Raw genomic sequence first — 20,765 nt, 5'->3', positions numbered from 1 at the left:
AGATCTTCGATTGTTTACGACAGGAAGAAGAAGGGGCAGGTGTGAACCTGCCCCTTTCGAAATCAGCTTCCGGTCTTGATCTCGGTCCAGACCCGGTTGAGCACACGTTGCTCGCGTGGACCGTAGGGAGAGATGGTGAAGAGCTTCGAGACCGTCTCGGCCGGCGGGTAGACGGACGGGTTTTCCAGGACTTCCTTGTCGAGGAGCGGCTGCGATGCAAGGTTGCCGTTTGCATACTGCACGTAGTTCGACGCCTTGGCGATGATGTCCGGCTTCATCAGGTAGTTAATGAACGCGTGAGCCTCCTCGACATTCTTGGCGTCAGCCGGAATGGCCAGGTTGTCGAACCACATGTACGTGCCTTCCTTGGGAATCACGTACTCGACCTTCACACCATTGCCGGCCTCGGCGGCACGGGTCTTCGCCTGCAGGATGTCCCCGGACCAGCCCATTGTGATGCAGGTGTCTCCGTTCGCGAGCTCATCAATATAGGAGGAGGAGTTGAAGGTTTTCACGAAGGGCCGGATCGCCTTGTAGACCTCGCCGCCCGCTTCCAGATCCGCCGCCTGCTTGCTGTCCGGATCCTTGCCGACGTAGTTCATTGCAATCGCAAAGGTCTCGTCGGACGCATCGAGGATGTTGACGCCGCAAGCCTTCAGCTTCTCCGCGTTCTCCGGCTTGAACAGAACGTCCCAGCTATCGAGTGGAATATCGCCCAGCGCGGCCTTCACCTTGTCGATGTTGTAACCGAGCCCGGTCGTACCCCACATGTAGTTGACGGCGTATTCGTTGCCCGGATCGTATTTTGCCAGCCGCTCGGAAATCTCCGGCCACATGTTGGCCAGGTTGGGCAGCTTCGACTTGTCGAGCTTCTGGAAAACACCTGCCTGGATCTGGCGGGCCAGGAACGGTGCTGTCGGCACCACGACGTCGTAGCCGGAACCGCCGGCAAGAAGCTTCGTCTCGACGATCTCGTTGGCGTCGAACACGTCGTAAACCACCTTGATGCCCGTCTCCTTGGTGAAGTCGGCCAGTATCGACTCATCGATGTAGTCGGACCAGTTGTAGACATTCACCACACGCTCCTGCGCCATGGCGGTAGTCGCCGCGATGGCAACCCCGACTGCAGTTGCGGCGAGACGCAGCAAATGAGTTTTCATGATCTCTCCTGTTCCGATTGTTATAAGCGGTGAAAGCCCACCGTGTTCCCTGTTCGTTAGAGAGTAAAAAGGAAATTTGGTAGCCACAAGCGAAATGTGCACTGCATCAACTGCTACTGAAAGTCGAAGGCGCTGAGGCCGGTAACCATCTCATCCAGACCCAGCGGGCGTGTCAGCGGTGGTTCGGCGCGTGCGAGACAACCCCGCCTCTCGCACAGTCGACATGCGGCCCCCGCCAGCACCTTTGCGGATGGCGAGGCGGCGGCAGGGCCGTAAACGCTTTCCGCACCGGCGGCGAGTTCGCAGCCGATGAGTATGGCGGTACGGCGTAGTCTCTCTCCAAAAACGGCCTGCGGCCCTTCGACGGTCCGGGAGACCGTGAGGAACGCTCGACCGTCCGGCATCTCCACTGCTTCCGAAAGCACCTGACCGGGCTGGGCGAAAGCCGCATGGATCCCGAGCTTGGGACAGAGCCCGCCGAAACCTGCCCTGGGGTAGGCTTGAGCCCCAGCCCTGCGGATCACATGGCCGGCATGGTCAAGCTCAAGCAGGAAGAAGGAAATGCCTGCGGCGTCGGGTCGTGCCAGGGTCGTCAACCGATTGGCCGCCTGCTCGAACGAAACGTCGAAACGCGATCTCAGCACATCGACATCGTAGCGGGCCTTCTGCGCCGCAGAAAGGAACGCGCCATAGGGCATCATCAGCGCATGGGCGGCGTAGCGCGCAAGTTCGAACCGCGCGATGCGCCGTGCTTCGTCGCTAGACAACGAAAGGCCTTCGAGTTCGGCGACGATCTGCGGGCCGAAAGCCAAAAGGGCAACTTCCATCGCCAATTCCCGAGCGCGATCAAACGGCGACAGGCGCTCCGAGAGGAAGAGCCGCATCGAGTGCCGGTCATACCGCCGCCTCAGATTGGGCATGGCGTGCACCGGAAGGGTTCGGACAGCAATGCCGTGCTCGGCCTTCAGCCATCCCTTCAGCACGCCGGACAGGTCCTCAGTCGACCCCAGTCGCTGGATAAACGCCTCGGCGGCATCCTCTATGAGAGGAAAGAAATTGGGCCGCTGCTCCAGCCGTTCACGAACCTCGTCGATCGGAAGCCTCGCGCCCGCCACGGATGGTTCATGTCCCTCCCGCGCCAGGATGTCAGCCAGATCCGACAGGCGAGCGGCCTGCTCGCGATAGGCACGATAGAGTTTCACCATTCCCAGAGCCGCATTGGGGGCGGCTTCCGCGACCTCGATGATTTCCTGATCGCCCGGGATTTCGCCCGCCAGGAGAGGGTCGGCGAAGACCTCGCGCAACTGGGTCGTCGTTCCGCCAGCCTCCCCCTGCAGCACATCGAGATCGATCTTGTAGACCGAGGCGAGCCTGATCAGGAGCTGGACGGTTAGCGGCCGCTGGTTGCGCTCGATGAGGTTGAGATAGGACGGCGAGATAGCCAGCGCCTCGGCCATGGCCGTCTGCGTCAGGCCGAGGCCCATCCGGATGCGCCGGACGCGCGGCCCGGCAAAGATCTTACGCTCGACCATCTGTCACCATTTTTACAATACGCACCCGAGCCGATCTTTGACAGAATTTACATTCTGACAAATCCAGAAGTCAAAGACAATTACATCATAACCCTTTTCCAGGTCCGATATAGGTCAATTTCCTAGCCGTTTCGCGTCAGTCCCTGTAAATCTAGTCACACGTCACGCAGTCGACAAAGGCTTGCCGGGCAGGACATTGAAATGGGAGAATGTTGATATGACAGAATTTGACAACTTGGTCTCGAACGCACCGAAGGGCCGGTACGAGGGTATTGAGCGCCCTTACTCGGCGGATGACGTCAGACGCCTGCGCGGCTCGTTCGAGATCAAGTATTCGCTTGCCGAAATGGGCGCCAATCGTCTCTGGTCGCTGATCAACGAGGAGCCTTTCGTCAACGCGCTGGGGGCTCTGTCCGGCAACCAGGCCATGCAGATGGTCCGTGCAGGATTGAAAGCGATCTATCTCTCCGGCTGGCAGGTCGCCGCCGACGCCAACACTGCATCCGCCATGTATCCCGACCAGTCCCTCTATCCCGCCAATGCGGCTCCCGAGCTTGCCAAGAGGATCAACAAGACCCTTCAGCGCGCGGACCAGATCGAGACCCAGGAAGGCAAGGGCCTGTCTGTCGAGACCTGGTTCGCCCCGATCGTTGCCGATGCCGAAGCCGGTTTCGGCGGGCCGCTGAATGCGTTCGAAATCATGAAGGCTTTCATTGAGGCCGGAGTTGCAGGCGTCCACTTCGAGGATCAGCTGGCATCGGAAAAGAAGTGCGGCCACCTCGGCGGCAAGGTTCTGATCCCGACCGCCGCACACATCCGGAACCTGACTGCTGCCCGTCTCGCCGCGGATGTCATGGGTGTCTCGACACTGATCGTCGCCCGCACCGATGCGGAAGCCGCCAAGCTGCTCACCTCCGACATCGACGAGCGTGACCGCCCGTTTGTCGACTATGACGCCGGCCGCACTGCGGAAGGTTTCTACCAGGTCAGGAACGGCATCGAGCCCTGCATCGCCCGCGCGATTGCCTACGCACCCTATAGTGACCTGATCTGGATGGAGACCGGCAAGCCGGACCTGGAACAGGCGCGGAAGTTTGCCGAGGCCGTCCACAAGGTGCATCCGGGCAAGAAGCTCGCTTACAACTGCTCGCCATCGTTCAACTGGAAGAAGAACCTGGATGACGCGACGATCGCCAAGTTCCAAAGGGAACTCGGCGCGATGGGCTACAAGTTCCAGTTCATCACCCTTGCCGGCTTCCACCAGCTGAACTTCGGAATGTTCGAACTGGCGCGCGGCTACAAGGACCGCCAGATGACGGCCTATTCGGAGCTGCAGGAAGCGGAATTCGCCGCCGAGGTCAACGGCTACACCGCAACCAAGCACCAGCGCGAAGTCGGCACCGGTTATTTCGACGCCGTTTCGATGGCGATTACCGGCGGCCGGTCTTCGACCACCGCCATGAGAGAATCCACCGAAACCGAGCAGTTCCGACCGGCAGCGGAGTAACAGAAACCCCTCCGCTTCAGCGGCCAGGATAGCCGGAAGTCAGTGTTCAAGAACCCTTACAAGAGGAGAAATGCCATGAACGTCCAAACCCGCGTCAAGGAACGTGCAGAAGAGCAGGCATCCGCCATGTCTTCCGATCAGCAGACCGCCATTCGTACGCTCGCCAACGATCTGCACCGGCTCAATCATTCGGTCATGAAGGCTGTCGATGCTGGCGTGTCGGTCGAACTCATCCGGTCCGCGCGCCACCATGGCGGGGCCGGGAACTGGGGCGACCTGCTCATTCCCGTCGTTGTCGCGCAGCCAGGGTGAGTCATCCGGCGTTCCCGCTGGCAAGGCTCGCGCGTCTCTCGGCGGCACGCTTTCGGCCGTAGCGGAGAGAGTTGCCGTAGAAAAAGCGGCGGCGAACAGAAGTTCGCCGCCGCCATGTCTGTCGATCATGAGGAGATCAGGCAGCCCGGGCGGCAGACCCTTCCCTCGACCTTGTATCCGCATCGATGCGGAACTGCTGGACGAGCTGCATGAGGGCTTGCGCCTCCCCTGCCAGTCGATGGCTGGACTCGCTCGTTTCCCCGACCATCGCGCCATTCTGCTGGGTCATCTGATCCATTCGGTTGACGGAGACATTGATCTCCTGAAGGGCAGCGGACTGGTCCTGGCTGGCGGTCGCGATCATCTCCACATGCTGGCTGATCCCGGTGACCTGCTTGCTGATGGCGGAGAGCACATGTCCCGCCTCCTGAACAAGCCCGGAGCCTGTGCTGACTTCGCGCGTGGACTGATGGATAAGCGACTTGATCTGTTGCGCCGCCTCGGCCGAGCGTTGAGCCAGCTCGCGAACTTCCTGGGCAACGACCGCAAATCCCTTGCCGGCCTCGCCTGCCCGGGCAGCCTCGATGCCCGCGTTCAAGGCCAGCAGATTGGTCTGGAACGCGATGTCGTCGATGACCTCGATGATCAGTTCAATCTTCTTCGAAGCCTCCTCGATACGGCCCATTGCATCGACCGCATTATTGACGACAGTGCCGGAATCATCCGCGCTACGCTTGGTTGCCGAAACAGCAGCGTTCGCTTCTTTCGCCCGCTCCGCCGAGGATTTTACCGTCACGGTGATCTCTTCGACGGCTGCAGCCGTCTCCTCGAGCGAGGCAGCCTGACTTTCTGTGCGCTTGGAAAGATCGGACGAGGCTTCGCTAAGGTCAGCACTGTTTCTCTGGATTGCCAAAGTACTCTGGCGAATCTGCGAAAGCGTGTCGCGTAGGCGGACGATCGAACCGTTGAAATCGACACGCAACTGTTCGAGGCGGCCCGAGAACCGCGCCTCTATGGTGGTCGAAAGGTCGCCCTGTGCGAGACGGGAGAGGGCCGCACCCAGCTCTACCACCGCACGGTCGATTTGCGCATCGACCTGCTGCTTGTCGAGGTCGTTGCGATGGCGCTCCGCCTCCGCCTCCACGCGTTCTTCCGCGCTACGGTTCTCGATAGCCTGCTTGTCGAGCGCGCTGTCCCTGAAGCCTTCCAGCGCCCGCGCAATGTTACCGAACTCGTTCTTCTTTTCGAGATAGGGGATACCGGTCGAATTCTCGCCATTGGCGATCGCCCTGACCGTTCCCGTCAACACGCGAAGCGGCCGGATCTGCGCCCGAATGGCAAGGAAGCCGATGATGCTGACGAATAGCAGCGCCGCCAGCGAACTGCCGACGATCACGCTGCCCGAAGCGGCGATGTGATCGAAGTAGATGGCCATGGGGATGCCGATGAAGAGGATGCCGGTCACCGTACCTGCCGCATCCTTTGTCGGGAAGTAGCCGGTCATGAAGTCCTTCCCGAACAGGAGTGCCGGGCCATAATAAGCTTCGCCACGGGCGAGGAGCGGCTGCGCGGGATGATCTGCCACGAGCTTGGTGCCGGTGGCGCGATCACCATTTTCCTTCTTCACGTTGGTCGATATGCGAACGAAATCGCTGCCCTGTTTTTCGAATACGGTAGCAACGCCACCAATCGAAGCTGCGGTGCGGTCCACCAGGGCGTGATTGCTGAGGTCACCCTCACCGGCGCGGATGGTCGTGACCACTCCCTCGTCCAGCGAGACGGCGGCGCCCGGCGCCTCCAGCTCGTAGAGCAATCCCATAACGCGAACGGCCTTATCGGCATCCACCATTGCGGTCTGCATGACGTCGGCTTGAATATGCCTGTAGGCGAGCCCGCCCACGGCCGACACCGTGATGAAGATCAGGAACAGACAGAGAAGTAGAATGCGGCTGACAACCGATGACGGCAAAAGACGAGACATTGACCTAGCACCCTTGAATTAATCCCAGGATCTAGCATCTCAGACTTTACTTAACTTTTACTGAAATGACGCTCGGCGCGAACGCGTGGACGGTGGGCACACGTTTACTCACGGAGATCCGTCACTCGTCCAAATGCCCGGCGCCGAAGAAGATTGAGACGCTGGAGATCAGAAGAGAACTGGCAGGGCCATGAGAGCACAAAGTGCGCCGATACTGATAGCCACCAAGCGCAGACGCCTCGACTTTACGGCGTCCTGGGTCTGGGCAATTGCGATGGCGCGGGCACGGCGAGCTTTCTGCATTATGTGAACCCCAAAGCGTTGTCAGTGGCGTTCCGCCGAATGCGGCGGGGCGCATGCCCTCCTTCAACCACAGGAATTGGCTGGCATTATGGCAGAATTGCCTACCCGGATTAACAAGTCCTGAATCGGCCGCCCCTACAATGCATCCCCACAAACATGACCCGAGGCCCAGGCCCACTGGAAATTGTAGCCGCCGAGCCAGCCTGTCACATCGACGCATTCTCCGATGAAATAAAGGCCGGGCATCCGCTTGGCTGCCATCGTGCGCGAATCCAGATCGCTTGTGTCGATGCCGCCGAGCGTAACCTCCGCCGTCCGATAGCCTTCCGAGCCCGCAGGCCTTAAATTCCAGTTCTGGATCGTCGATGCGATCGCCTCCAGCGCCTTGTCGGAAAGATCCGCCAAGGGTGCTGTGATGCCTGCCTTCTCGATGAAGAACTGCGCCAGCCGTTTGGGGATGATCTCCCCGAGAACGGTTTGCGCCGCCTGCCGACCGTTCTGCTTGCGCGCAGATTTCAGCGCAGCAAGGATATCCCTGTCCGGTTCGATCTTCAGCTGGATATCGTCGCCCTCTCGCCAATAGGAGGAGACCTGCAGGATTGCGGGGCCGCTCAGCCCGCGATGGGTGAACAGAAGCGCTTCCCGGAAGCCGGTCTTGCCGTGGCGGATCTCGGCCGGCACGGAAACACCGGAAAGAGGCGCCAACCGTTCGAGCCACTGCGGGTCGAGCGTCAGCGGCACGAGGCCCGGGCGCGTCTCCAGGACATTGAGGCCGAACTGCTCGGCGATCCGGTAAGCGAAGCCCGTCGCCCCCATCTTCGGAATGGACTTGCCGCCTGTCGCGATGACGAGAGACGCGGCTTCGATGACCCCGCCGGCTGTCGTCAGGCGGAACCCCTCCCCCGTCTTCTCGACGGTCGAGACTTCCTGCTGCAGTTCCATCTGGACATTTGCCGCGCGCATCTCCGCAAGCAGCATCGCGATGATGTCCTTGGCGCTGTTGTCGCAGAACAGCTGGCCGAGCGTCTTCTCGTGCCAGGCAATCCGATAGCGCTCGACGAGGTCCAGAAAGTCCCGAGGCGTGTAGCGCGCAAGAGCCGACTTGGCGAAGTGCCGGTTTTCCGAGAGGTAGTTGGCTGGCGACGCATTTATGTTCGTGAAGTTGCAGCGCCCCCCGCCTGAAATGCGGATCTTCTCTCCGGGTGCCTTGGCATGATCAAGAACGAGAACACTCTTGCCGCGGTTTCCGGCCCGGATCGCGCACATCATGCCGGCAGCGCCCGCGCCCAGAACTACCGCGTCGAATTTCCGGACCACTCGAAACTCCTTATGATGTCAGGCCTGCTCTTTTCGATCCTGACCATAAAGTCAATGCCGCACCCCTCTCGCCAATTGCCGATCTCTCTCTATGATAGTGTTCCCGTCAACTCCTCTCCGGTGAGTCATGCCACGCAAAAACTCTGCTCCCACCCCGGCCGCAGGCAATGTCCTGAAGTCGACGGGCACTCCAGCCGCGCAACCGGCACTGACTTCGCTGCGTGGCGTGACTGACTGGAGAGAAGCTGCATTGTGGCTTCGCAACCGTGGGATCGAGGACATTGAGTGCATCACACCTGACCTTGCGGGCGTGCCGCGCGGCAAGATGATGCCGTCGTCCAAGTTCACCTCGAACACCTCGCTGGCTCTCCCGTCGGCACTCTACCGGCACACGATCTCGGGGGAGTATCCTGAAGAGACAGCGAGCTTCCGTTATGAGCCGCGCGACAGCGACCTGAAGCTGGTTCCCGACCTATCGACCCTATCCGTCGTTCCATGGGAGACGGATCCGACCGCGCAGGTCATCTGCGATGTCGTCGGCACGAGCGGCGAGAACATTCTCTACACGCCCCGTGCGGCCCTGAAGAACGTCGTTAATCTATACAAGGAACGCGGCTGGAAGCCGGTGGTGGCGCCGGAAATCGAATTTTACCTGGTCGCCAAGAACGCCGACCCCGATTATCCACTGCATCCGCCGAAGGGTCGGTCGGGACGCGCGATCCTGGGTGGCCAAGGCTATTCCATAGCCGGCATCAACGAATTCGACGAGCTGATCGACGATATCTACCATTTCTCCGAGAAGCAGGGCCTGGAGATAGATACCCTGATCCACGAGGAAGGGCCGGCCCAGCTGGAGATCAACCTGCGCCACGGTGATCCGATCGAACTCGCCGACCAGGTCTTCCTGTTCAAGCGCACGATCCGCGAAGCAGCCATGAAGCACGGCATCTATGCCACCTTCATGGCAAAGCCCATGCAGGGCCAAGCGGGTTCAGCGATGCACATACACCAGTCGGTCGTCGACATAGAGACCGGACGGAACGTTTTCTCAAACAAGGACGGCAGCCCGTCGAAGGAATTTTTCCACTTCATTGGCGGCATGCAGCACTACGTGCCGAAGGCGCTTGTCATGATGGCGCCTTACGTGAACTCCTATCGTCGCCTTACACCCGACATGGCCGCCCCCGTGAACAACGCCTGGGGTTACGACAACCGGACGACGGCATTCCGCGTACCGGTCTCGGATGCTGCGGCCCGCCGCGTGGAAAACCGCCTGCCAAGTTCCGATGCAAACCCCTATCTGGCGCTTGCCGCTTCGCTCGGCTGCGGACTGCTCGGCATCATGAACAAGATCGAACCTGGGCCACCCACGGAGGATTCCGCAAACGAGGGATCGATCGAGCTGCCGCGCGGGCTTCTCGAAGCAGTCGCGGAACTGGAATCGGAACCCGCACTTACCGAAGTGTTCAGCCGAGAATTCATCGGCCTCTATGCCGGGGTGAAGCGTGGGGAATTCGAGACCTTCATGCAGGTAATCAGCCCCTGGGAGCGGGAGTTCCTGCTTCTCAACGTCTAAGGGCCGGTGGACAGACAGGATTTGGAGCGCGGCATGAGGGAAAGCCTTAAGGGACCGGCCATGAACGAGTGGCAAAGCCCGATCGCGCCGGGAATATCCTGGTATCAGGCCACGGTTAGCCAGCGCCCGACCTATCCGCCCCTCGATGGTTCGAGGACGGTCGATGTCGCCGTCGTCGGCGGCGGCTTCACCGGCTTGCAGGCCGCCTACCACCTGGCCAAGCGAGGGATCTCCGTCGTGCTTCTCGAAGCCTGCCGGATTGGCGACGGCGCATCGGGACGGAATGGCGGACAGCTCGGCACCGGCCAACGTTCGTGGCCGGAAGAGCTCGAGGAAAAGATCGGCTTCGAGCGCTCGAAGGCACTGTTCGACATGGCCGAGCAGGCGAAACGCCACCTCCTCGATTTCGCGGCCGAGCATTCAATCGACATCAACTACATGCCGGGACAGATGAACGTCGCCCATAAGCGCGGCCACGAGAAGGAATATCGTGCCAACGCGGAGATTGCCGCCGAACGTTACGGCTATCCGCACATGACATTCATGGATCGCGCGGAAACCGCAGAGAGACTGGGCTCGACCCAGTATCATTGTGGCGTCCGTGACACCGGTACCGGCCATATCCATCCGCTGAAGCTTCTTGTTGGCCTCGCCCGCACAGCAAAGGCCGCCGGCGCCGAGATCCATGAGATGACGAAGGTCACCGGGCTGCGGCAGGCGGCGGGGAGGACGTTTCTGGAAACGGCGAGCGGCACGGTCTCGGCGGACCGGGTCCTGCTTGCTACCAACGCCTATATCGAAAGGCTGGAGCCGGTCACGGCGGCGCATATCATGCCGATCGGTTCCTTCATCGCCGCGACCGAACCCCTGGACGATCACCCGAGCGTTCTTCCGGGTGGAGAGGCCGTTGCGGATTCACGCTTCGTCGTGCGCTATTTCCGCAAGTCGCGAGACAACCGTCTGCTCTTCGGTGGCCGTGAGGTCTACTCGTCGACGAACCCGCAGGACACGGCCGACTTCATCCGCCAGCAGATCGCCGAAACATATCCCGCTCTCAAGAACGTTGGCATCACGCATGCCTGGGGAGGCTATGTCGGCATCACGATGCCGCGACAGCCGTTCGTGCGTGAGGTGATGCCGGGGGTTACCTCTATCGGCGGCTATTCCGGCCACGGCGTGATGTTGGCGAATTTCTGCGGCAAGCTCTATGCCGACCGTCTGGCTGGCATGGATACAGGACTGGACGATATCGAGGCTCTGGATGTTCCGCGTTTTCCGGGCGGCCGACACATGCGAACACCTTTGCTATTCCTCGCCTTGACGTGGTTCGCGCTACGCGACAGGCTCTAGGTCGAAAGCAAAAATGCGCCCAAGGGGTAGAATTTTTAAATCGATTAGATTATGAAGCGCGCAAACTTTAGAGACGAAAGAGCAGTACGATGAGCAGCCAAATCATCCCGGTCGAGGCCTTTGATTGTGTCGTGTTTGGCGGCTCGGGCGACCTTGCTGAACGGAAGCTGCTTCCCGCTCTTTACCACCGTCAGATCGAGGGACAGTTCTCCGAGCCGACGCGCATCATCGGCGCTTCGCGCAGCCCCCTCACCGACGAGGAATACCGGAAGTTTGCACAGGATGCGTTGAAGACGCATCTCAAGGCTGGCGAATACGATCAGGCCGAGGTCGCCAAGTTCTGCCAGCGGCTGTTCTACATCTCCGTCGATGCAAAGTCCGACCAGGGTTGGGACCAGCTCAAGAAGCTTCTTGAAGAAGGCAAGGACCGTATCCGCACCTTCTATCTGGCCGTTGCTCCGGGAATATTCGGGCCGATTTCGGAAAAGATCCGGGATCACAAGCTCATCACCAAGCAGACCCGCATCGTCGTCGAGAAGCCGATCGGACGCGATCTCGCTTCCGCCCTCGAACTCAACGACACGATCGGCAAGGCCTTCCCCGAAGAGCAGATCTTCCGCATCGACCACTATCTCGGCAAGGAGACGGTGCAGAACCTGATGGCGTTGCGCTTCGCGAACGCCCTCTACGAGCCGCTCTGGAACGCACAGCACATCGATCATGTCCAGATCACCGTCGCTGAGGCGGTTGGCCTCGAAGGTCGGGCTGGCTACTATGACACCGCCGGCGCGCTGCGCGACATGGTGCAGAACCATATCCTCCAGTTGCTCTGCCTCGTCGCCATGGAAGTGCCGTCTTCCATGAGTTCCGAAGCGGTGCGTGACGAAAAGCTGAAGGTGTTGCGCGCGCTGACGCCCATCACCGAAGCCAATGTCGAGCACCGAACGGTGCGCGGCCAGTATCGCGCCGGCGCTTCATCCGGTGGTCCGGTGAAGGGCTATCTCGAAGAACTCGAGGGAGGCGTCTCCAACACGGAGACCTTCGTCGCGATCAAGGCCGAAATCGGCAACTGGCGCTGGGCCGGCGTACCCTTCTACATCCGTACCGGCAAGCGGCTGGCGACGCGTGTTTCCGAGATCGTCATCACGTTCAAGCCGATCCCGCACAACATCTTTGACCAATCCGCCGGGCGCATTCCGGCCAACCAGCTGATCATCCGCCTGCAGCCGGACGAGGGCGTCAAGCAATCGCTGATGATCAAGGACCCGGGTCCCGGCGGCATGCGCTTGCGCAACGTATCGCTCGACATGAGCTTCGCAGAGGCTTTCGCCGTGCGTAATCCCGATGCCTACGAGCGGCTGCTGATGGACACGATCAGGTCCAACCAGACACTGTTCATGCGGCGTGACGAAGTCGAGGCCGCATGGCACTGGATCGACCCCATTCTCAAGGGTTGGGAAGCAACGGGCCAGTTGGTTCAGGGCTATACGGCAGGAACCTGGGGTCCAAGCCAGGCAATTGCGCTGATCGAACGCGACGGCCGGACCTGGCATGAAGGCTGACGCGATGGAAACGCACATCCACGAATTTGCCGACGGTTCCGTATTGGCTGAAAAGCTGGCGGACCAGGTTGCGCATCGTCTTGCCGCTGCGATCGAGCAACGAGGCCGTGCAAGTCTGGCTGTTTCGGGCGGGTCCACGCCGAAGAAGTTCTTCCAGGCTCTTTCGACGCGGGATATCGACTGGGGCAAGGTCTCGGTCACGCTGGTCGATGAGCGCTTCGTGACCGCTGACAATCCTCGTTCAAACCACCTTCTGGTCAGTGACTATCTGTTGCAGGACAAGGCTTCTGCCGCACAGTTCGTTCCGCTCTATCACGACTGTCCCACGGTCGAGGATTCCGCAGCGGCAGCGACTAAGGCAACGGCGGCGATCGGCCAGCCGTTCGACGTCGCCATTCTCGGAATGGGCGGCGACGGGCATACCGCCTCGTTCTTTCCGCACGGCAACAATCTGGCCCAGGCACTCGACGCCGACACGCCGCGCTGCGTGATGACCATGGAAGCCGGCGGCGCCGAGGAACCACGCCTTACGTTCTCTTTCTCCAGCCTGACAGACGCGGGGCTGCTGGTCCTGCACATCGAGGGGGAAGCGAAGAAGACGGTGCTCGAACAGGCACAGAACGGCATCGACGAGACCGAGATGCCGATCCGCGCCGTCCTCAACCGGGCGGTATCGCCCGTGGAGATTTACTGGGCGCCCTGACGCGCCCGATGGATATCATGCGGAGCACTCCGGCGGCATGTGCCGCTCCCACCCGGCCTGCTCCCGAACCCAAGGACATGGCCATGGCTGCTCATTCAAGCATCGAAGCAATCACAGCCCGGATCGTGGAGCGTTCCAGGCCACACCGCGAGCGCTATCTGGAGCGGGTCCGTGGTGCGGCCTCGCGCGGTCCCCATCGCTCCGTTCTTTCCTGCGGTAACCTGGCCCACGGTTTTGCGGTCTGTTCCCCCGCCGACAAGGACGCGCTAGCGGGAGACGTCATCCCGAACCTCGGCATCATCACCGCCTATAACGACATGCTCTCGGCTCATCAGCCTTACGAGACCTTTCCGGCGATCATCCGCGAGGCGGCACGGGATGCCGGCGGCATCGCGCAGGTTGCAGGTGGCGTACCGGCTATGTGCGATGGCGTCACGCAAGGGCAACCGGGCATGGAGCTGTCGCTCTTCTCCCGCGATGCAATCGCCATGGCGGCAGGCATCGGCTTGTCACACAACATGTTCGACGCCGCGGTCTTCCTCGGCGTCTGCGACAAGATCGTACCCGGCCTCGTCATCGCAGCGCTCAGCTTCGGGCACCTGCCGGCAATCTTCATCCCCGCCGGGCCGATGACCACGGGACTGCCCAACGACGAGAAGTCGCGCATCCGCCAGCTCTATGCAGAGGGCAAGGTCGGGCGCGCCGAACTGCTCGAGGCAGAATCGAAATCCTATCACGGCCCCGGCACCTGTACCTTCTACGGCACGGCCAATTCCAACCAGATGCTGATGGAGATCATGGGCTTCCACATGCCCGGCGCTTCTTTCATCAATCCCGGCACGCCGCTTCGCGAAGCCCTGACAAGGGAAGCGACCAAGCGGGCGCTTGGCATCACGGCGCTCGGCAATGAGTTCACGCCGGCGGGCGAAATGATCGACGAACGGTCGATCGTCAACGGCGTCGTCGGCCTTCACGCCACAGGCGGGTCAACCAACCACACGCTTCACCTCGTGGCGATGGCCCGGGCAGCCGGCATTCATCTGACCTGGCAGGACATCTCCGAGCTTTCGGACGTCGTGCCGCTCCTGGCGCGCGTCTACCCGAATGGCCTGGCGGACGTAAACCACTTCCATGCCGCCGGTGGCATGGGCTTCCTGATCAAGCAGCTGTTGAAGACAGGCATGCTGCACGACGACGTGCGTACCGTGTTCGGCCATGGCCTCGGCGCCTATACCGTGGAGGCCAAACTCGATGAAAAGGGCGGCGTCGTCCGGGAACCGGCGGGAGAGGAAAGCGGCGACGCCAAGGTTCTGGCCCGGATCGAGACGCCGTTCCAGCCAACCGGTGGACTGAAGATGCTGACCGGCAACCTCGGCAAGGCGGTGATCAAGATCTCTGCCGTGAAGCCCGAGCGCCACATCATCGAAGCACCGGCAATCGTTTTCCATGACCAGCAGACCTTGCAGGACGCGTTCAAGGACGGCCATCTGAACAAGGATTTCGTGGCGGTCGTCCGCTTCCAGGGGCCGAAGGCAAACGGCATGCCGGAGCTTCATCGTCTGACACCGCCGCTCGGCGTCCTGCAGGACCGCGGCTACAAGGTGGCGCTGGTGACCGACGGGCGGATGTCGGGCGCCTCCGGCAAGGTGCCGGCGGCTATCCACATTACACCTGAGGCCTGCGACGGCGGCCCGATCTCACGCATCCAGGATGGCGATATCGTTCGGCTGGATGCCGTGGCGGGGACGCTGGAAGTGCTCGTGGATGCCGCGGAGTTCGCTGCCCGCCAGCCCGCGACCACAAATCTCGACGAAAACGAGTTCGGCATGGGACGCGATCTGTTCGCGGTCTTCAGACGCAACACCGGAACCGCAGATAACGGTGCAAGCGTGTTCGCCTGAATAGGTCAGGAAGGGCGCTGGAGGCACCCTTCCCCCGCGTTACCAGGACCGGATATCGAGCGTCTTTTCGCGATGGGCCGGATGCGTGCTGTAAACGAAAATCCGGTCGAGCTCCTTTTGTGTCAGGAGCCGCAGGAAGCGCACCTCGACCGTGTTGTTGACGAAGGTCTTCATGAGGACGCAGCCGATCTTGGAAATCCGCGCATCCGGAAGATCGAGATAGAACTGCTGCGGGAGATCGTACTGGGTCAGAATTGCCAGAACTGCGCCGCTCAGCGAAATGCCAACCACTTCGCAGCGGCGGGCCGCCATGTTGAGTACGCCTTTTTCCGTGTACTCGATGCGAGCGGTATTCATGGTGTCTTCCATTCGATACCGCGTTTCGCGGTCGTACATGAAAGACTCTTCCTTGTTCAGAAAATGCTCACCGCTCCGCTTCGCCGCCACCACAGTCTTTTTCTCCTTTTTGCTGGGAAGGAGGCTAGCCCCGGAAGCTTAATAGAGAGTGTTTGGACATGGGCAGGATCGGCCTTCGGCGGCACATCATATCCTTATGGTTGCACAGAAATTAACAATTAACGGCGATATGTTTGTCCTTCTTGATCAAAGAGATGTAGCTGATCCGGCCGCGCCTTGAAGCGCAGAATTTCACCTTTACGTACCTGTGCTATCCCGGGAATTTTGGCGATGATCGGCTCGTCTTTGGACAAGCCGTCGATGTAGAGAAGCGTTACTTCTCCAAGCGCCTCGACGATCGAAACCTTGCCTTCAAAAAGATAGTCGTCGTCATTGCTGATGGCGAGATCCTCCGGCCTCACGCCAAAGCTCCCCTGCTTGCCCTTCTCTCCCGCATCGGTGGCAATGGGCACGCCCACCGACTTGCCGCCCGGCAGGCTCACCATCGTCGACGGGCCTGCCTCCGCGATGGTCACAGGAAGAACATTCATCGCCGGCGAGCCTATGAAGCGCGCGACGAAGAGGTTGTGTGGTCGCTCGTAGAGCTCGAGCGGTGCACCGACTTGCTCGATCCTACCGGCAGAAAGGACCACGATCCGATCGGCGAGCGTCATGGCCTCGACCTGATCGTGGGTCACGTAGATCATCGTGGTGTCAGGCATCGACTCGTTGAGCTTGGCGATCTCTATGCGGGTTGCCACACGAAGCGCGGCATCAAGATTGGAGAGCGGCTCGTCGAACAGGAAGACCTTCGGGTCACGGCAGATCGCGCGACCAATCGCGACACGCTGCCGCTGCCCGCCTGAAAGCGCCTTGGGCAAGCGATCGAGATAGGGGGTGAGCTGCAGGACATCGGCGGCTGCACGCACCCGCCGATCAATTTCAGCCTTGTTCTCCTTCGCAATTCGCATGCCGAAGGCCATGTTGTCGTACACAGTCATGTGCGGGTAGAGCGCGTAGGACTGGAAGACCATGGCGATGCCGCGCTTGGATGGCGGCACCTCGTTGACCAACTGGCCGTCGATATGCATATCGCCGCCGGTGATCGTCTCAAGGCCGGCGATCATCCGCAGCAACGTGGACTTGCCGCAGCCGGACGGACCGACGAAAACCACGAACTCGCCTTGGCGGATCTCCAGGTCGATGCCGTGGATCACCTTCACCTGGCCATAGGCCTTGCGGATATCCTTAAGAACGACGCCAGCCATTTCGCTTCCTTCTCTTTAGGCCCTGCGGGCGAAGAATGCCCCCCATGCGGGCAAGTTTATCCGATTGTCTTCGACGGCGCTTTCAAACCCATGTCCTTCGAGAACGTCCCAGTTCCCGAGCGGCGCCTCCGCCTCCGCCGGTTCGGGGCTCATGTTGAAGACGCACAGCACCACCTCGTTACCGTGGCGCCGCTCGTAGCGCAGGATCGGCCCCTGGGACGGCAAGAGCTCCATGTCGCCCTTTGCAAGCGCCGGATGCTGCTTTCGGAACGCGAGGAAACGGCGATATTGCTCCAGCACGGATTCCGGATCGCCATACTGGGCGCTCACCGCCCGCAGTTGATGCTCGACAGGGATCGGCAGCCAGGGCTTGTCGGCCGTGGAAAAGCCCGCCTGCAGGGCCTGCGCATCCCAGACCATCGGTGTCCTGCACCCATCGCGACCCTTGAACTCCGGCCAGAACTGGATGCCGTACGGATCCTGCAGGTCGGTGAAGGCAATATCCGCCTCCGTCAGCCCCAGCTCCTCGCCCTGATAGATGCAGATGGAGCCCCGTTGGGTCATGAGGACCGCAGAGAGCATTTTCACATAGGTCTCGCGATCCATCACATCGGCGCCCCAGCGGCTCGCATGACGGACGACGTCGTGATTGGAGAACGCCCAGCATGCCCAGCCTTCGGGTGCGGCTGCCGAAAATGCCGCCTGGACCTCCGAAACCCGATCGGGAGACAGGACATCCGGCGCCAGAAACTCGAAGGCATAGCACATGTGCATCTTGTCGCCGCCGGACGTGTATTCTCCGACGATCTCCAGCCCGCGCTGGCTGTCTCCCACTTCACCGACGGCCGCGATGGCCGGGAACTCGTCCAGCACCGCGCGGAAGCGCTGAAGGAATGCCAGGTTTTCCGGCCGGTTCTTGTCGTAGAGGTGCTCCTGGAAATTGTAGGGGTTCACGGCCGGCGCGGTGGACGCATTGCGCCTCGACGGATCGAGCGCCGGGTTGTCCCGCAACTCCTTGTCATGGAAGTAGAAGTTGATCGTGTCCAACCGGAAGCCGTCCACGCCACGCTTCAGCCAGAAGCGCGTCATGTCGAGCAGCGCGTCCTGGACCTCGGGATTATGGAGGTTGAGATCCGGTTGCGAGGTCAGGAAGTTGTGCATGTAGTATTGCATGCGCGTCGGGTCCCAATGCCAGGCGGACCCGCCGAAGATCGACATCCAGTTGTTTGGCGGCGTTCCATCCGGCTTTGCGTCCGACCAGACATACCAGTCGGCCTTGGGGTTGACGCGGCTCGACCGGCTCTCGATGAACCAGGCATGCTGGTCAGAGCTATGCGACATGACCAGGTCGATCATCACCTTGAGGCCAAGCCGATGCGCCTCGTGGATCAGGCCATCGAAATCCGACAACGTCCCGAACATCGGATCGACTTCCGTGTAGTTCGATACGTCGTAGCCAAAATCCTTCATTGGCGAGGGGAAGAATGGCGAGATCCAGATGGCGTCCGCCCCGAGCGCCGAGATATGCGGCAGCCGGGCGGTGATACCCTTGATGTCGCCGATCCCGTCACCGTTGGAATCCTGGAAGGAGCGAGGATAGATCTGGTAGATGACGGCGCCGCGCCACCAGTCCTTGTCCGGTGCCGCCGGCGTTCCTGCGAGAATGGTCATTCAATGTCCCGTAAACGTGTGATGAGGAAGCTCAGCCGCCCTTGACCGAGCCTGCCAGAAGGCCGCGAACCAGATATCTCTGAAGGGCGAAGAAGACCAGAAGCGGTACAATGATCGTGATGAAGGCCGATGCCGTAAGGATCTCCCACTTGCCGCCCTGGGATCCCAGAAGTGCGTTCAGGGCACCCGTCAACACCAGCTGGTCCCGACCCGTTCCCAGGAAGACCATCGCGACCAGGAGGTCGTTCCACGTCCAGAGGAACTGGAAGATCGCGAAGGACGCCAGTGCGGGGAAGGAAAGCGGCAGGACGATCTTCATGAAAATCTCGAAGTCGCTTGCTCCATCGACCCGGGCAGATTCGATGATCTCCTTCGGCAGACCGGCGATATAGTTGCGCAGCAGGTAGATTGCGAGCGGCATGCCGAAGGCGGCGTGAGCAAGCCAGATCCCCACATAGCTGCGTGACGACACGCCCAGCAGGGAGCCGATATCGTTGTACATGCGCAGAAGCGGTATGAGCGACATCTGCAGAGGCACCACGATCAGCCCGACGACGAGAGCGATCAACAACGCCCGCCCCGGGAATGCCATCCACGAAAGCGCGTATGCCGCGAAGGCTGCGATCAGGATCGGGATGATGGTTGCCGGAACGGCCACCGTCAGGGAATTGACGAAGGCCTGGCCAATGCCCTGTGACGTCAGGACCGTCCGGTAGTTATCGAGCGTGAACACCGGGGGTGTCGCGACCGCAAGATAGACGCGCCGACCTCGCTCGCCGTCGAACGGGACGCTGCTGGAGTGGATGTAGGAGCCATCCTCATTGACCACGAGCGTCTCGCCATCGCCGAGATCGGCCGTCTGCCCCGCCGGGAATTCGTCGGGGTCGGCAACTCTTGTGCCGAAATACCTGACCGTACCGCCCGCATCACCTTCAAAGACAGAGCCGGAGATGACGTGGCTGGACCCTTCCTGGCGGGCGGTCGAGGGCTCCGCCAGTCTCGCCGCTTCGGTCTGGGTCGAGCTCGTGAACGCGGTCCACCAGCCGGCGGTCGTGATCTGGTCCTTGTCGCGGATGGAGGTGACGAGGATACCGAGGGTGGGGATAAGCCAGATGACGACGATCACGAGAACGGAGAGGTGGACGAGCAGCCGGGGGAGCCCGACACGCCGGATGCGCACTGCTATCGATGTCATGTCAGTGCCCTCCCATCTCGCGGTTCGCCTGCCGGATATTCCAGACCATGATGGGCGTAACCGCCGCCATGATGACCAGCGCTATGACGGCGCTTCGACCGCTGTCGCCGCCGCCGCGGAACATCCAGTCGAACATCAGATTGGCGAGGACCATGGTGCTCCACTGGCCGTTGGTCATGGTCAGCACGATATCGAAAACCTTGAGGACAAGAATGGTGATGGTCGTCCAGACGACGGCGATCGTGCCCCAGATCTGCGGCACCATGATCTTCCAGAAGATCTGCCAGCCGTTGGCGCCGTCGATGACGGCAGCCTCGATCGTCTCCTCCGGAATGCCGCGAAGAGCGGCCGACAGGATGACCATGGCGAAACCTGTCTGGATCCAGATCAGGATGACCATCAGAAACAGGTTGTTCCAGAACGGCAAGGCGATCCAGACCTGCGGGTCGCCGCCGATGAACTGGACGATTGCGTTCAGCAGGCCGATCTGTGTCTCGTCGCCGCCGCGGTACTCGTAGATGAACTTCCAGATGACCGATGCACCGACGAAGGAAATCGCCATGGGCATGAAGACCAGGCTCTTGGCGATATTGCCCCACCAGATGCGGTCCGTCAGGACGGCAATGACGAGGCCGAGGAACGTGCATGCCGCCGGCACAACCGCCAGCCAGAGGATGTTGTTGAAGATGGACTGGCGAAACGCGGCATCGTTGATGGCCCATCGATAGTTCGCGAGACCGACGAAGTTGCCGCCCGAACGATCGTGGAAAGACAGGATGATCGTCGCGATCACGGGATAGATGAGATAGACGGCCAGGAGGAACAGGGCCGGTCCCATGAACAGCCAGGGCCGGACAACGTTTCTGCGATTGAGGTTGCGGGAAGCAAGCTGCAGATTGCGATCCGAAACCGGGAACACGACCTGCAGAACCTTGTCGGAAAGCCAGTAGTACAGCGCGCAAGCAAAGACACCAGCGATCACCACGCCGATGGCCGACACGATCTGGGATATCATGATGTCCCCTCCAAAA

16 protein-coding genes are annotated in these 20,765 nt (G+C 60.9%); 7 read left to right on the top strand and 9 right to left on the bottom strand.

Features of this window, described 5'->3' with window-relative positions; translation table 11 throughout:
* Nucleotides 1-62: 62 nt before the first annotated feature.
* The gene (locus tag LH464_RS09445; RefSeq protein ID WP_226786117.1) at nt 63-1,160 is read right to left on the bottom strand and encodes a polyamine ABC transporter substrate-binding protein; all 1,098 of its coding nucleotides are present in this window, start codon (nt 1,158-1,160) and stop codon (nt 63-65) included.
* 113 nt (nt 1,161-1,273) lie between these two features.
* The gene (locus LH464_RS09440) at nt 1,274-2,692 is read right to left on the bottom strand and encodes a helix-turn-helix domain-containing protein (RefSeq protein WP_226786116.1); all 1,419 of its coding nucleotides are present in this window, start codon (nt 2,690-2,692) and stop codon (nt 1,274-1,276) included.
* A 217-nt stretch (nt 2,693-2,909) separates the two neighbouring features.
* Here LH464_RS09440 and aceA point away from each other — a divergent pair, with 217 nt between their 5' ends.
* Both aceA and LH464_RS09430 read left to right on the top strand, forming a co-directional pair.
* Nucleotides 2,910-4,199, top strand: a complete 1,290-nt coding sequence (aceA, locus tag LH464_RS09435; protein ID WP_226786115.1) for an isocitrate lyase — start codon at nt 2,910-2,912, stop codon at nt 4,197-4,199.
* Between the two features lie 75 nt (nt 4,200-4,274).
* Complete coding sequence (locus tag LH464_RS09430; protein ID WP_226786114.1) at nt 4,275-4,511, top strand: SMc00767 family acetate metabolism repressor; 237 nt, start codon at nt 4,275-4,277, stop codon at nt 4,509-4,511.
* A gap of 136 nt (nt 4,512-4,647) precedes the next feature.
* Here the strand turns inward: LH464_RS09430 and LH464_RS09425 are convergent, their stop codons facing one another.
* Complete coding sequence (locus tag LH464_RS09425; RefSeq protein ID WP_226786113.1) at nt 4,648-6,492, bottom strand: methyl-accepting chemotaxis protein; 1,845 nt, start codon at nt 6,490-6,492, stop codon at nt 4,648-4,650.
* A 438-nt stretch (nt 6,493-6,930) separates the two neighbouring features.
* Entirely contained in the window at nt 6,931-8,064 is a 1,134-nt protein-coding gene (locus LH464_RS09420; protein WP_390624958.1) for a BaiN/RdsA family NAD(P)/FAD-dependent oxidoreductase, read from the bottom strand.
* A 175-nt stretch (nt 8,065-8,239) separates the two neighbouring features.
* On the opposite strand from LH464_RS09420, the gene LH464_RS09415 reads away from it, so the two are divergent.
* From LH464_RS09415 to edd, 5 genes are all read left to right on the top strand, one after another.
* Nucleotides 8,240-9,688, top strand: coding sequence for a glutamine synthetase family protein (locus LH464_RS09415; RefSeq protein ID WP_226786111.1), 1,449 nt, complete (start codon nt 8,240-8,242; stop codon nt 9,686-9,688).
* Between the two features lie 33 nt (nt 9,689-9,721).
* A complete protein-coding gene (locus tag LH464_RS09410; RefSeq protein ID WP_390624954.1) occupies nt 9,722-11,038 on the top strand; it encodes an NAD(P)/FAD-dependent oxidoreductase in 1,317 nt (438 codons plus the stop codon).
* 89 nt (nt 11,039-11,127) lie between these two features.
* Entirely contained in the window at nt 11,128-12,600 is a 1,473-nt protein-coding gene (gene zwf / locus LH464_RS09405) for a glucose-6-phosphate dehydrogenase (RefSeq protein ID WP_226786110.1), read from the top strand.
* A 4-nt stretch (nt 12,601-12,604) separates the two neighbouring features.
* Nucleotides 12,605-13,303 carry a 6-phosphogluconolactonase gene (pgl, locus tag LH464_RS09400; protein WP_226786133.1) on the top strand — a complete coding sequence of 233 codons (699 nt, stop codon included), beginning with the start codon at nt 12,605-12,607 and terminating at the stop codon, nt 13,301-13,303.
* Between the two features lie 83 nt (nt 13,304-13,386).
* Nucleotides 13,387-15,204 carry a phosphogluconate dehydratase gene (gene edd, locus LH464_RS09395; protein ID WP_226786109.1) on the top strand — a complete coding sequence of 606 codons (1,818 nt, stop codon included), beginning with the start codon at nt 13,387-13,389 and terminating at the stop codon, nt 15,202-15,204.
* 39 nt (nt 15,205-15,243) lie between these two features.
* On the opposite strand, the gene LH464_RS09390 is transcribed toward edd, so the two are convergent.
* The 5 genes from LH464_RS09390 to LH464_RS09370 all read right to left on the bottom strand — a co-directional run bounded on the left by LH464_RS09390 (nt 15,244) and on the right by LH464_RS09370 (nt 20,749).
* Nucleotides 15,244-15,600 (bottom strand): hypothetical protein, encoded by a 357-nt coding sequence (locus tag LH464_RS09390; RefSeq protein ID WP_226786108.1) that lies wholly within the window; start codon nt 15,598-15,600, stop codon nt 15,244-15,246.
* Between the two features lie 179 nt (nt 15,601-15,779).
* The gene (locus tag LH464_RS09385) at nt 15,780-16,868 is read right to left on the bottom strand and encodes an ABC transporter ATP-binding protein (protein WP_226786107.1); all 1,089 of its coding nucleotides are present in this window, start codon (nt 16,866-16,868) and stop codon (nt 15,780-15,782) included.
* Nucleotides 16,869-16,883: 15 nt separating this feature from the next.
* Nucleotides 16,884-18,539, bottom strand: coding sequence for a beta-galactosidase BglA (bglA, locus tag LH464_RS09380; RefSeq protein ID WP_226786106.1), 1,656 nt, complete (start codon nt 18,537-18,539; stop codon nt 16,884-16,886).
* A gap of 31 nt (nt 18,540-18,570) precedes the next feature.
* Nucleotides 18,571-19,734 (bottom strand): carbohydrate ABC transporter permease, encoded by a 1,164-nt coding sequence (locus tag LH464_RS09375; protein ID WP_226786105.1) that lies wholly within the window; start codon nt 19,732-19,734, stop codon nt 18,571-18,573.
* Between the two features lies 1 nt (nt 19,735).
* Complete coding sequence (locus LH464_RS09370) at nt 19,736-20,749, bottom strand: carbohydrate ABC transporter permease (RefSeq protein ID WP_226786104.1); 1,014 nt, start codon at nt 20,747-20,749, stop codon at nt 19,736-19,738.
* Between the last annotated feature and the right edge of the window lie 16 nt (nt 20,750-20,765).

It is taken from the genome of Pseudorhizobium xiangyangii, assembly GCF_020531965.1.
GTDB classification, from domain to species: Bacteria; Pseudomonadota; Alphaproteobacteria; order Rhizobiales; family Rhizobiaceae; genus Neorhizobium; species Neorhizobium xiangyangii.
Note: the sequence above shows the minus strand (reverse complement) of the source record. Positions and strands in the feature narration are given on the sequence as shown.

Bases quoted from the DNA above. Each gene is read 5' to 3' on its own strand.
- LH464_RS09445 (WP_226786117.1), bottom strand. From the start codon at position 1,160: ATGAAAACTCATTTGCTGCGTCTCGCCGCAACTGCAGTCGGGGTTGCC.
- LH464_RS09440 (WP_226786116.1), bottom strand. From the start codon at position 2,692: ATGGTCGAGCGTAAGATCTTTGCCGGGCCGCGCGTCCGGCGCATCCGG.
- aceA (WP_226786115.1), top strand. From the start codon at position 2,910: ATGACAGAATTTGACAACTTGGTCTCGAACGCACCGAAGGGCCGGTAC.
- LH464_RS09430 (WP_226786114.1), top strand. From the start codon at position 4,275: ATGAACGTCCAAACCCGCGTCAAGGAACGTGCAGAAGAGCAGGCATCC.
- LH464_RS09425 (WP_226786113.1), bottom strand. From the start codon at position 6,492: ATGTCTCGTCTTTTGCCGTCATCGGTTGTCAGCCGCATTCTACTTCTC.
- LH464_RS09420 (WP_390624958.1), bottom strand. From the start codon at position 8,064: ATGATGTGCGCGATCCGGGCCGGAAACCGCGGCAAGAGTGTTCTCGTT.
- LH464_RS09415 (WP_226786111.1), top strand. From the start codon at position 8,240: ATGCCACGCAAAAACTCTGCTCCCACCCCGGCCGCAGGCAATGTCCTG.
- LH464_RS09410 (WP_390624954.1), top strand. From the start codon at position 9,722: ATGAGGGAAAGCCTTAAGGGACCGGCCATGAACGAGTGGCAAAGCCCG.
- zwf (WP_226786110.1), top strand. From the start codon at position 11,128: ATGAGCAGCCAAATCATCCCGGTCGAGGCCTTTGATTGTGTCGTGTTT.
- pgl (WP_226786133.1), top strand. From the start codon at position 12,605: ATGGAAACGCACATCCACGAATTTGCCGACGGTTCCGTATTGGCTGAA.
- edd (WP_226786109.1), top strand. From the start codon at position 13,387: ATGGCTGCTCATTCAAGCATCGAAGCAATCACAGCCCGGATCGTGGAG.
- LH464_RS09390 (WP_226786108.1), bottom strand. From the start codon at position 15,600: ATGTACGACCGCGAAACGCGGTATCGAATGGAAGACACCATGAATACC.
- LH464_RS09385 (WP_226786107.1), bottom strand. From the start codon at position 16,868: ATGGCTGGCGTCGTTCTTAAGGATATCCGCAAGGCCTATGGCCAGGTG.
- bglA (WP_226786106.1), bottom strand. From the start codon at position 18,539: ATGACCATTCTCGCAGGAACGCCGGCGGCACCGGACAAGGACTGGTGG.
- LH464_RS09375 (WP_226786105.1), bottom strand. From the start codon at position 19,734: ATGACATCGATAGCAGTGCGCATCCGGCGTGTCGGGCTCCCCCGGCTG.
- LH464_RS09370 (WP_226786104.1), bottom strand. From the start codon at position 20,749: ATGATATCCCAGATCGTGTCGGCCATCGGCGTGGTGATCGCTGGTGTC.